The organism is Paenibacillus sp. J22R232, assembly GCF_056269165.1.
Map to the genome: position 1 here is coordinate 350,670 of NZ_JBWDNK010000005.1, position 12,615 is coordinate 363,284.

Below are 12,615 nucleotides of genomic sequence, written 5' to 3' on the forward strand. Positions count from 1 at the left end.
TTTCGTTATTTGGTTATTTCTTTGACTACAACCCAAGTACCCTCTGCTTTGATAACCGTCACGGATCGATTCGAATCAATAAACTCCCCAGAAGTGACAACATCGATCCGCGCTTCGCCGATCAGCACGGTACCAGCTGGCCTTAACGGCGTAATGGTCAAGCCTTGAAGACCTAGCAGCGATTCCTTTCGGTCAGCTGAAATGAAACCATCCTCTGTTGTAAGTTTGTCGCGCAAAATAAATTTGTTCCAAATGCCCCTGGATTTATTCATACGAACAAAGATCACAATGAGAATCACGGCTGCGACTAGCGCGATGACGATGGAGATAAATGCCGTCATGGGGTCTGATGCCGCTGTTACGACACCGGCAATGAGCGCGGCGCTGCCTAGAATGCCCAGTATTCCGAAGCTTGGCACGAATACCTCGATGACCAGCAAGGCGATTCCGATGACAAACAGAACAACGGATTCCATGCCTGCAAAGCCCGCAACGTAATGCCCGAAGAAATACAATCCAAATGACAATAATCCTACGATGCCCGGCGCGCCGAAGCCTGGAACGAGCATCTCGATAACGATTCCCGCTATCCCCAGTATGAGCAATACCGTCATGACAACGGGATTTATGAGCCATCTAGCAGCATTCTCTGCCAGCGTGGGAGCGACTTCGATCTGTGTACGTCCGTCCAAGCCAAGCCATTGCGCTACTTCATCAACGTTAGCCGCCGTGTGCTCTGAATATCCTAGCTTCTCGGCTTCCGTTGCAGACAGGGTAAGAATTTCGCCCTGCTCCTTATTTCTACCGATCTTGTCCTGCAGCTTAAGAACGACATTCGGATCAACCATAGCAGCTGCTATGCTCTTATCACGTCCCTGCAGTCCGGCAGACTCGCTCATTTCGGAGGTCCAGAAGGATACGGTTTTGGGATTATCGACCAAGTCACCCGAGCCGTCTACTACGGCAGCAGCACCTATGGTGCTTCCGGGCTGCATGACGATATTATCCGCATTCAGCGCAATATACGTACCGGCCGATACCGCTTTTCCTTCAACGAATGCGGTGGTAGGGATCTTGTTCCCACGAATAAAATGTCCGATTTCTTCTGCATTTACGACTTTGCCGCCCAGTGTATTAATAACGAGAATGACATGCTCGGCTTTAGCCTCTTCCGCTTCTTTGTATGCCCGTTCCAGAAACGACTGAAGTCCAGATTCGACGGATTGCTTGACGGGAATGACGTAGATTGCCGGGCCAATTTCGTCAGCGGCTGACGCTTTCATTGCCGGCGTGAAAAACAACGCTGCAAGCGTAGCCAAAAGGATCGCTGCCAAAATCGCAACAGGAGTGGCGGGTAAGCCTCTTCGCCTTCGATGAGTATGCAAGAAGGTTCCTCCCTTTTCAAGTATTGTGCTCCCTACTACGCGTAGACAACCAAAAGGTTTCATATCGAAGCCTGGGGGTACTTCCATTATCGCTTTCTTTGCACAAAAAAACACCCCCTTGCGGGAGTGTTTTGTGAGTCCGTATGTTCAGTTAGTTGAGATGTTGCTGTACGAGCTGATTTACTAGTTTACCGTCAGCGCGTCCTTTTGTTTTGGGCAAAAGGGCACTCATAACTTTTCCCATATCGGCTTTGGAAGAAGCACCGAGTTCATGGATGGTCTGCGTTACTATCTCTTGAATCTCTTCTTCAGTCAGCTGTTCGGGAAGGTATTGACTAATAATTTCAATTTCGACCACAAGACCCGCTACTAAATCATCACGGCTGGCTTTTTTAAATTCTTGGAGGGAATCTTTACGTTGTTTGATTTCGCGACTCAATATATCAAGCACTTCGTTATCGTCCAAAGGACGCTTGAGATCGATTTCCAAGTTTTTCACTGACGCGCGCATCATACGAATGACGGAAAGTTTAAACTTGTCCTGATTCTTCATGGCTTGCTTCATATCGTCGGTCAATCTTTCGCTCAGGTTCATTATGGAAGGATCCTCCTAAAACTTTCTCTTGCGCGCAGCCTCAGACTTCTTCTTGCGCTTCACACTTGGCTTTTCATAATGCTTGCGTTTTTTCACCTCAGCTAGAACTCCATCTTTAGCGATGGAACGTTTAAAGCGGCGAAGCGCAGCATCAATAGTTTCGTTTTTGCGAACTTTAGTTTCAGACACCAGTTTTCCCTCCCTCCGAAACAGACCGTCCAGAGCTATAACACGGTTTATCAAATTTCATTATATGTCATACCAAAAGGCAGTGTCAACTTTAGATATCTGCCAATACCGGAGAAAGCTTCGTTCCTCCTAATAGATGGATGTGCAAATGGTAAACAAGCTGCCCTCCATCGGCATTTACATTGTTGACTAGGCGATAGCCAGACTCCGCGATGCCTTGCTCTTTGGCGATCTGGCGGGCTACGGCAAACAGCTCGGCAACGACCTCCGCGTCTTCATCGGTCACATCATTCATCGTAGCAATGTGTTTCTTCGGAATGATAAGAATATGTACGGGAGCAGCTGGCTGTATGTCGTGAAAAGCGACAACTCTGTCATTTTCGAAAACCTTCTTCGACGGAATGGCGCCTTCAATTATTTTGCAAAAAATACAGTCCATGTGGTTCACCCCCTGTTCGCTAGCCTTCTTCTATCATACCGAAATTTTGAGTGCTCGTCCAATCCAAATGAAACAAGGAGGAGGAAGAAAGCATACCTCCCGCCTTGTTGGACGTAATGATTAATAATACGGTAATAATGACAAGCCAAGAAGAGCGCCTAGAGGGAATATTTGCCTGATAAAGCGTCTCCGCGGGTAATACGGATAAGGATAAATCGGATATCCAAGCGGCGGATAAGGGAGAAACGCGCGGTTATCCCACTCATTCGAGCCGCATGGAACGGCAATGCACAAAACCTCGTCATCCATATGTTCCAGAAATCCGTCTGCGCACCATCCGTCATGCGTCTGAGCGAGAACGTAACGATGCTTGTGCTCCAAGCACCATTGCTTCATTTGCTCAAAATCTACTAATGTATGTTCCATTGTGTCAGCCTCCTGTTCATACATCATATTCACAGGTAGGCATTTGGCTACTACGTTTACGGATCGTAAACAGATTGTTTCTACTTCACTTGACGAGCTGCTTGCCCAGCCATCGTTTCCATGGACTGCTTCGCAAGCTCCATCCAATCAAGCCCGCTTGCCAAACGGATAACGGCGATTCGGGTTTCGCCTATATTCGCGTTAAACTTGCCTAGCACGCCGTTCAATGCAACGTATGAGCTTTTGAGCTCAGTCACATAGGAAGCATCGCTATCGTTCAGAGCGCCTTCATACCGGCCTGCAGCGAGCAGACCTGCTTCCGCATCGGAAACATACGTGGCGGGTATCCCGGTATCCCATACAGCCGAATCATCGGAAATAGCTGCTGCCTCTGCCGCTAATTCGGTCAAGCCGCCGCCTTTGGCCGACAGCTTGCCTATGTTGTATAGCAAGCCCAGACGGTCATCCAAGGTTTTGCTTTGAAGCAGCGCATCAAGAAGCGGTACCATTTCCGATGCATATTGCTGCGACGATACCGCCGCATTATAAATTCTTTGGCCTGTATCATGTTTTATTTGTTGCTTATGCTGTAAAAATTGCGAGTACAAAAACACGTTGCCAATTAAACTAAATACGAGAATAATAAGCGTGATAGGCAAGGCGAGCGAACGCTTGCCGGATTTCTGTGGTTCCAACTTCCCTTCCTCCTTTAAGCTTCTTTCCTATTTCCAAGCTGAACCGATTGGCCCCCGTCGAAGAAAAAAACATGGCACTCATCCACGGGTCTTCCAAGTACGGCTTCGATCGCCTCTGCATACAGCTCAAGCTGAAAGCGATGACGTTCTGCCGTTTCGGTCCACTGCCGATTCACGATACGATCCGTCTTATAGTCAAGCAATACGACGCCTAGCTCGTCTTCGAACAAGCAGTCAATGACACCTTGAATCAAAATCGACTCCTCCGCAAGCCATTCCTCCGTCTTTGGATAAACGCGGCTTGCAGGGAACATGCAGCTAAACGGTACCTCTCTCCTTACCCAGCCAGCACGGAGGAGACGCTGGCCCAGCTCGCTTTGGAAAAAGGCAGCTACCGCGGATATATCGATCGCCTCGGATTGCTTCGGCGTCATAATCCGGCGTTCAATCATTTCCTCAAGCGTGTGCCTCAGCATCTGCTCATCAGGAGGTTGAGCCAAGGAAACATGCTGCATGATCAAATGGTTAACCGAGCCCTTTTCCGCAGCGGTTAACGACTTTTCCTCCATAAACGACGGACGTCTCAATCGGAATGTAGAAGTGGCCTGTCCATCGCCGGGAGTCAAGCTGTTGGATGGCTCTTGCGACGATTGGTACAGGTCTTCGAGCGGAACCGCGTCTTCCAGTAGCTCCGCATAAAGCCTTTTCATTTCGGTAACTGATGTTTTGGCAGCAAGTCCTGCAGCTTCTTGATGAGGATACTGCCACTCCAATCTAGCCCGAAGCTCATCGTCAGCTTGAGCTTCCTCAAGCAAGGATAGCGATGTGATCGCTTGAAGCCGTTCGTCCTTTGCTTGATCCAGTAGGTCTAAGCCTTCTGCCGCGGCCGCAGCCTCCAAGCCTAACCCGGACGCAGAAACTATGCCGGCACGCCACTGAGGGGCGTTTGCAGCTTCAGGCTGCCTGTCCTCCAGCTGCCTCGCAGCCAACGGACCGAGCCAATCGATAAACGAGCGCGCGGAGGCTACCTTAAAGTCAGGCATAAAACCGTTGTCGTCAACGGAAGCTAGCCATCTTTTAAGCTTTGCTTCTGCATCTGCCACCGTTGCAACAAGGTAAAGCTTCTCTTTTGGACGAGTCAAGGCAACGTACAGGATGCGCATTTCCTCCGCCAGCATCTCTTTGCGCATCGCCCGGCGTATCGCCAAATATGGCAGCGTCGGATAGCTGATTCGAAGCGAAGGATCGACAAAGCGGGGTCCGAAACCTAGCTCCTTATGCTTCAGGAACGCACTGCGAACGTCTTGCTGATTGAATTGCTTGCCTAATCCAGCAACGAATACGATCGGAAATTCCAGTCCTTTGCTTTTGTGAATGGACATAATGCGCACGACGTCCTCTTGCTCGCCAAGCGATCTGGCCGTGCCTAGATCCCCGCCGCTATCGCGCATCCGTTCAATAAAGCGCAGAAACCGGAACAATCCGCGGAAAGAAGTTGCTTCATACTGTCTGGCACGGTCATGAAGGGCACGCAAATTGGCTTGCCGCTGCGTTCCTCCCGGCAATCCGCCTACGAAGTCATAATAGCCCGTCTCGCGATAGATTTCCCACAACAAATCCGCAAGCGATCCCTGCCGCGCTTCAGCGCGCCAACGGTCGAGGCCGTCTAGAAACAGGGATAGCTTTCTGCGGGTCTCCTCGAAAAGCTTCAGGTCACCAGCAGCGTGTAGAACGGCATCGTAATAGGTCGACTTTGGAGACAAGATGCGAATGCGCGCTAGCTCCTCCGCATCCAAATCGAATAAAGGTGAACGGAGCGCTGCCGCAAGCGGAATATCCTGGTACGGATTATCGATGACTCGCAGCATAGACAGCATCGTCACTACCTCTGTCGCTTCGAAATATCCGCTGCTCAGCTCGGCATAGGCCGGAATTCCCATCTCCTGCAGTTCCTCGATGATAATCGGCGCCCATGCTTGCGTTGCGCGCAGCAGAATGACGACATCTCTCCACTGCATCGGCCTGTTCTCGCGACGTTTTCCGTCATAGATTTGAAAACCGCCGTCAATCAACGATTTGAGCTTCTGTCCCATCCAACGGGCCTCTATTTGAGCAGTCTTGAGCTCCAGCACCGACTCGCTGGATAATGCGTTTTCCTCCTGATCCCCTTCATCAGCAAGATCCGATGCATCAGCTTTGTCGCTGTACGACGGCTCCTCTTCGGCTGATTCCGCTTTGTTCAACACGGCAAATTCAACCTTGAACCGCTCCATTGGAACGGGAACGGGATATGACGCTCCGCAAACCAGCTCGGCCCGCGCATCATAATCCATCTCGGCAACGTTCTCCCGCATGATGGCCCGGAATACGGCATTTACGCCATCGACAACTTCGGAACGGCTTCGGAAATTTCTAGCCAGATCAATGCGCAGCCCAATCGAATGATCTGGTTCTAATTCAGCTCGCGAGGCTTGAAGGGAAACGTATGACTTATACTTTTGCAGAAAGAGCTTTGGCTCTGCCAGCCGGAATCCGTAAATACTTTGCTTGACGTCGCCGACCATGAACCGGTTGCCGGCTCCTGGCCGCTCAATCAACGATACGATCGCTTCCTGCACCATGTTCGTATCCTGATATTCATCCAGCAATATCTCATCGAACTGCTGCTGGAATTCAACCGCCGCGATTGACGGCAGCATATGATCCGGCGTTGAAGCTGGATCTCTTAGAATCCGAAGGCAATAGTGCTCAAGATCTCCAAAATCCAGCATGCCTTTCGCCCGTTTGGCTGTTTCATAGCGCTGACCAAAAGCAATGACAAGCTCGGACAGCGCGTCCATCAGCGGTGCCAGCTCCCGCAGCTCTTCCACGAACTGCTCGGGCGTTCGGCCAAAAAGCTCGTCCGCAAGGGAGCTGATCAGCTTTTTGGCTTGATCCCGAAGCTCCTTCGCTTGTTCCTGCAGCGATTTGTCATACTCATCGCCGCGCATCGCTTTCAGCTTGCCGAATTGCACAAGCTGGAAGGGCTCTATCCATGATTCCCAGCTCGTCTGATGCACAGCGGCCGTTAGGCTTGCAACAAGCTGCAAATCCTCGTCAAACGTCACGGCATACGGCGCAGGGCCCGCTGGCTGTCGCGTCAGCTCAAGTGCCTGGTGCAAGAGAGAGGCTGCGCCTTCAAGCGCCAGCTGAATATCGCTTTTCAAGCTGGCTACCCATACGCTCCGCTGAAGATCCTCAATATCAGAAACGGCGAACGCCTCGGCTGTCTTGCGGAGCCAGTGCTCCGGCCACGGATGGCTTTGCGCAAAATCGAATAATTGCTGGACCAGCCGATACAACGGCTCGTCCCCTCGCTCACCGCCGTAGCGGTCCGCCAGCTTGAGGAAAGCTCCGTCATCGCCGGCACCCTCGTACTTTTCTTCGAATAGTTGATCGAGTACGTCTAGGCGCATCAGCTCGCTTTCCGTCTCGTTCGCGATGCGAAAGCCAGGGTCCAGACCAATTAAGGGATAATAGCGGCGAATCACATCCATGCAAAAGGAGTGCAGCGTCGTAATGGACGCCCTGTTCATCAATGCGAGCTGGCGGCGCAAATGCTCCGAATCCGGCTGCCTCTCCAGCTCTTGCTCTAAAGCTAGTCTTATCCGGTCCTTCATCTCTGCCGCTGCGGCTTTCGTGAAGGTAGCGACAAGCAGTCGATCTACATCGGTAAACGCTGAAATTTTGCGAATGATCCTTTCGACGAGCACGGCTGTTTTCCCCGAGCCTGCCGCAGCAGCCACAAGGATATTCGAACCGCTGGTCACGACTGCATCCCATTGGTCATCGGTCCACGTACTGCCTGCCGGCTTAGGAGAATCCATGGCTGTATGCATCATTATTTCTCCCCCTCAAGCTGCTGCCAAATCTCTTCCTTCGAGGGCTTGCCCAGCTTCTTGTATTCGTTGCCCTCAAACTGGGTGTCGAATTGGCATACTGCTTTGTAGTCGCAATATTGACATGGCGTTTTTGTCCCCATTCGATAGGGCTCGATAGACACTTCACCCGATTGAATCGCGCTTCCGATCCGGCTAATCGTGTTCCGAACAGAATGCCTAAGCACATCCCATTGCTCATTCGTCACCACGGATGAACTGCTATAGAAACTTCCATCGCGCTTCAAGGCAACAGGGAGCAGCTCTGAATAACCAGTGTCAAGCTCATCATCCATAAGCCTTACCGTATCAGGATCAGCAGTCACGAGCCCCCTCATTTTGTATCGCTTCAGCAACCGGTCGTTCGCTTCGCTTGGAGTTACATGATTCGTGAGCGCCAGCAACGGATTATGAACGTGAAAATACAATACACCCGCTGGCGTAGCAGGCTGTCCTAGCCATGAAGCTGCATGCGTGACGAGTACATCGAGATAGGTCAGCATCTGCAGCGAAAGCCCGAATGCCACATCCTCGAGCCTCAAGCTTGTCGAGCTGGACTTGTAATCAAGTACCCGAAGGAGCAGCCCTTCTGCGGTCTCCGCTGCATCGACTCGGTCAATCCTTCCGATTATCTCCATCTCCCCGCCCGTATCAAGCGGAATACGGAGAGCCGGCAGCGTCCCTTCAGGACCAAAATCCACTTCCGTTCCAACCGGATGAAACTGTGCCCTTCGCGCATGTTCGCCAAGCATCAAAGCAGCCTGGCCAACGATTTCCTTCAGCTTTCTGGCGATATATTTAAAGCGGCTGCTGCTAAGCAGAATTTGCGATTGCAGCCTCGGAGCCAGCTCGTCCACGGTGTCCGACACGACAGACTTCAACTCTGCCTCAGACGCCCTGCCCCAGCCCCCGCCTAGATTAGTGGCAAGCTTGCTGAGCGCCGCATGGAACAGCTGCCCGACATCTGGCGCATCCAGCCGGTAAAGCTTTCTTTCTCTTAGCTTCAAGCCATGGATCGCAAAATGCTGGAAGGGGCAAGAAACGAATCGCTCCATCCGCGACACGCTGACCTGCAATCGCATGCCGTAAAGATCCCTTGCCGTGTCCTTGGAAAGGATTCTGGCTTCATTCACATAGGTAAGCGAGCCGGTAAGCAGCTGCAGCTTATGCTGCCATTCGGGCCTGATGGCATACCAGTTGTATAAATCCCACCAGAATGGAGCGATATCCGCTCCCTGCTGCCATCTGCGAATGGCTCCTATCAAATAAGACAAAGTGCGCTGGGGCTGAGAAACGAATTTCCGTTGTTCCGTTTCCGGCAAGCCCGGCGAGGGTTCCGCGGCAATGCCTTCTATGGGCATGCCGGGAAACAGCTGCTTCACATGACGGATAATCTCTGAAGGCAGCAGGCTCTTCCCCTCCTCATCTGCCTGTGCCCAGCTCAGCCACAAATGACGGCTTGGCGTTGTCAAAGCATTGTAGATCATGAAGCGCTCATCCAGCAGCCGGCGCCTCACACCAGGCGCCATAGCCAGCCCGTCTTCAGCAAGCCGCTCCCGTTCCGCCTCCGTAAGTATGCCGTCTTCTTTTACTCTCATCGGCATGATTCCGTCATTTGCTCCGAGCACATAACAAACCTGTATGTGCCCAGACCTTGTCCGGTCCATGCTGCCGATAAGCACTTGATCGAGCGCTGGAGGCACTGCAGCTAGCTTCAGGCTGTCCAAGCCCGCTTCGACCATTCCCGCAAACAGCTCAGGCGACATGGATTGGTCTCCCGCAAGCTCAACCAATTGATCGAGCAGCTGCATCACGCCATCCCACAGCAGTCTATGACTTCTGGAACGCTGCACTTTCCCGGACTGAGTATCTTGCAGCGCCCAGCGCTCCAGGCGGTCAGCCGCATCAGATTGATCCAGCAGCCGATATAAGGCTTCGCACATCTCCCGAACGTTGGCTGCTTTTTGCAGCAATTCTCCAAAACGCCGCAGTGGCGGTACGACTGCTTCTTTCGCAGCCAGCACGATGTCATATTCCCGCTGTGCTTTTTCGCTGATTTTGGTTTCGATTTCCGCGTCGTCATCGAGCGAAACCGGTACTAACGGATGCCAGCGCTTATCGTCAAGCCATTTCCAGCCATCAATGCCTGCTGCCAGCGCATAGTTTTCCAGCATGTCAAACCATTCCCTAGGCAAGCTGTCATCAAGCGGAAACAGCATTTCGGTTTTTACGCAGCGAAATACGGCATCATAGCGCCAGCCGAACAAGACCGTCTCAAGCGCCGATCGGATAAATTCGACAAGCGGGTGATGCAGCGCTTTCTCCTTTTGATCGACAAAATAAGGAATCCCGTAATCGGCAAACACTAATCCGATATAGTCGGTGTAATCCTCGGCATTACGCACCATGACGGCAATATCGCGCCAACGGATATTTTCCTGCCTGGCCCTGCGGACAATGTCGCGCGCGACTGCTTCTACTTCAGCTCTGCGGCTCGCGGCTGCATGCAATGAGATCCCGCAGCGGGCATCCTCGCAATCCAGCATCGAAGGGCTTTGAATCAGCATCGGAATTCGCTCGCTGTAATGTTTCTCTAAATGAGCCAGCATCGGGCTGTCTTGGAACCGAACGGGAGGACTCTCGCCCAGCTTAATTGGCTCCTCTACCTCCACCTCGCAGTTTGCGGCCAGAGCGATCAGTTTTTGATACGTATCGGCAGTAGGGTGAAACAGTTCCAATTCATGCGGTTCCTCGCCAGGCTCATATGTCCGATTCAACGTAAGCGTAACGGTCACCTGTGCAGAGGAAGCTATTAAAGCTCCTAGTGCTTCGAACTCGGTGGGAGTAAAGCCGTAAAAGCCATCGATCCAAAAATGTGCGCCTTTCATGGCTGACGCATTGGCGAAGCCATTTTGCAGATAACGCAAATAATCCTCGGCGTCGATATACATGCCCGCGAGTTCCTGTTCCATATGGCTGTAAATCAACTGCAAATCATGCAGCTTCCGCTTTAATAAGATGGAATGCTCCATTCCTGCTTCCGCAGCTTGCTGCTTGTCCTGCAGCCGTTCGGAATCAATCCCATACCTTTTCCACTCGGTAAGCAGCTCGGCAAGCCGGTCGATAAACCCAGGCTGCTCGGCGCCGCTTTGAAACAGCTCCAGCTGCTGGCCCAGCCGATGCACGATTTTATAAAGCAGCATATGCTTGCCTGTATCGCCAATCGGAACGAGTGCTGTCCCCCCCGTTTCCTGCATGACACGGAACGCCAAGCGCCTGAAGCTCAGCGCCTGCGCCCGTATCGTGCCGTTTAAATCTCTGTTTTGCAGCAATGCATATTCGGTCTGGAATGTAGCTTGCTCCGGTACGAGCATAATCAGCGGCGGTCCGTCTGGCTCAGCGCGAAGCTGCTCTCTTATTTCGTTCAAGCAATAAGAAGTTTTGCCGGTTCCCGAACGCCCTATGACAAAGCGAAGTGTCATGCGCAGCTCTCCCGTCTATTCGATAACATGCAATTATTTGCTTCTAACCTCAAATATCGCGAATTTCAAGTAATGGCCTTCGTTAACGCCGAGCAGCTGCGGATGGTCTTTTCCTGCCGCACGCCATTCAACGAGCCTCAATAGCTTGCCGGCGTCTATCGCCGCTTCCTGAATCGTCTCCAGAAACAGCTCAGGGCGCATGTGGTACGAGCAGCTTGCCGTAACGAGATATCCGCCTTCATTCACAAGCTTCAGCCCTTGCAGATTAATATCTTTGTAGCCACGGCATGCGCCAGGCACCGCGCTTTTGGTTTTGGCGAACGCTGGCGGATCGAGAATGACGACATCCCATGTCCGTCCTGCCGCCCCTTCAAGCTTCTTGGAAGTATCGACACCGCCAAGGCCCCGCTGCTTCCGGTCATCGAGCCCTTTTACTTGAGCCCGTAAATACTCAAAGGCATCGGCAACTACGAATTCAACGCGCTCCGTGAACCCATTGCGCTCGACATTCCTCTTAGCCGTTTCGATTGCATGCTCGGAGACATCCAGACAGGTCACCTTCTTGGCTCCATATTTGCAGGCATGAAGCGTGAAGCTTCCCGTATGTGCGAAGCACTCCAGCACGGAAGCTCCATCCCAATAAGGAAAGGTAACGAGTTTGCCATTCGCGTTAACCGGCACCGATTTCACCGATTCTCCATCCTGTTCGTCAACGAGGCGAATGCCGCTGCGGCCGCCCCAGCCTTTCATCAACGGAGCGATTGCCGCTCTGTTCTCGCGCTGATCGAAAAAATAGCCTGTTTTCTGGCCTTCGACGATATCAACCTCCAACTTTAAGCCGTTCTCCTCAATTTCGAGGATGGATGGACAGCTCCCATATAGCGTTCCCGTACGCTCCTCCAGTCCCTCAAGCAAGCGGACCCCGACATCGCTGCGCTCATAGATGCCAATCGGCTGGAATACGTCAACGAGCGCCTCGATTAGCGCTTCTTTCCTGGCATCCATTCCGAGTGTCAATAGTTGGAGCACCAACACGTTATTAAAGCGATCGACCACAAGGCCAGGCAAGAAATCGGCCTCGCCGTAAACGAGACGGCAATCGGCATCCGCAACAAAGCGGCGACGATGCTCCTGGCATTGACGGAGGCGGTTGCGGAAAAATTCGGCATCCATTTCCGCGATTGGCTCATAGGCAACCACTCTAACCGTTATTTGCGACTTGGGATTCCAGTACCCGGTTGCAAGGTAGCGTCCCTGATGGTTGACCACATCAACCAGATCACCGGGCTTCGCCTCGCCCTCCAGGCGGTCTATCTCCGTTGCGTATACCCAAGGATGGCCTTGCTCCACTCTTTTTTTTCTAGCTTTTTGCAAATATATTTTTGGATTGCTCACGTTTCTCTCGCTTCCCCTCAAGTGGACTTGCTTGTCATGCTTGTCTTTTTTGCAGCATATGTATACATACGGTTCTAATACGAAATCGAAAT

General features: G+C 52.0%; 9 protein-coding genes. All 9 read right to left on the reverse strand.

Annotated features, from left to right (window positions below; translation table 11 throughout):
* Positions 1-5: 5 nt before the first annotated feature.
* Positions 6-1,385 (reverse strand): NfeD family protein, encoded by a 1,380-nt coding sequence (locus AC0YN3_RS18220; RefSeq protein ID WP_475776387.1) that lies wholly within the window; start codon positions 1,383-1,385, stop codon positions 6-8.
* A 151-nt stretch (positions 1,386-1,536) separates the two neighbouring features.
* Positions 1,537-1,980, reverse strand: a complete 444-nt coding sequence (locus AC0YN3_RS18225; RefSeq protein ID WP_076266886.1) for a GatB/YqeY domain-containing protein — start codon at positions 1,978-1,980, stop codon at positions 1,537-1,539.
* Positions 1,981-1,995: 15 nt separating this feature from the next.
* Positions 1,996-2,169 (reverse strand): 30S ribosomal protein S21, encoded by a 174-nt coding sequence (gene rpsU, locus AC0YN3_RS18230; RefSeq protein WP_005547957.1) that lies wholly within the window; start codon positions 2,167-2,169, stop codon positions 1,996-1,998.
* Between the two features lie 91 nt (positions 2,170-2,260).
* Entirely contained in the window at positions 2,261-2,608 is a 348-nt protein-coding gene (locus AC0YN3_RS18235) for a histidine triad nucleotide-binding protein (RefSeq protein WP_475776388.1), read from the reverse strand.
* Positions 2,609-2,728: 120 nt separating this feature from the next.
* Positions 2,729-3,034, reverse strand: coding sequence for a hypothetical protein (locus AC0YN3_RS18240; RefSeq protein WP_475776389.1), 306 nt, complete (start codon positions 3,032-3,034; stop codon positions 2,729-2,731).
* An 80-nt stretch (positions 3,035-3,114) separates the two neighbouring features.
* Positions 3,115-3,729, reverse strand: coding sequence for a hypothetical protein (locus AC0YN3_RS18245; RefSeq protein WP_475776390.1), 615 nt, complete (start codon positions 3,727-3,729; stop codon positions 3,115-3,117).
* Between the two features lie 14 nt (positions 3,730-3,743).
* Positions 3,744-7,610: a helicase-exonuclease AddAB subunit AddA gene (addA, locus tag AC0YN3_RS18250; RefSeq protein ID WP_475776391.1), complete on the reverse strand. Its 3,867-nt coding sequence runs from the start codon at positions 7,608-7,610 to the stop codon at positions 3,744-3,746.
* The gene (addB, locus tag AC0YN3_RS18255; protein ID WP_475776392.1) at positions 7,610-11,128 is read right to left on the reverse strand and encodes a helicase-exonuclease AddAB subunit AddB; all 3,519 of its coding nucleotides are present in this window, start codon (positions 11,126-11,128) and stop codon (positions 7,610-7,612) included. Before addB ends, addA begins: the two co-directional genes overlap by 1 nt.
* A 33-nt stretch (positions 11,129-11,161) precedes the next feature.
* Positions 11,162-12,523, reverse strand: coding sequence for a class I SAM-dependent rRNA methyltransferase (locus AC0YN3_RS18260; RefSeq protein WP_475776393.1), 1,362 nt, complete (start codon positions 12,521-12,523; stop codon positions 11,162-11,164).
* Positions 12,524-12,615 lie beyond the last annotated feature (92 nt).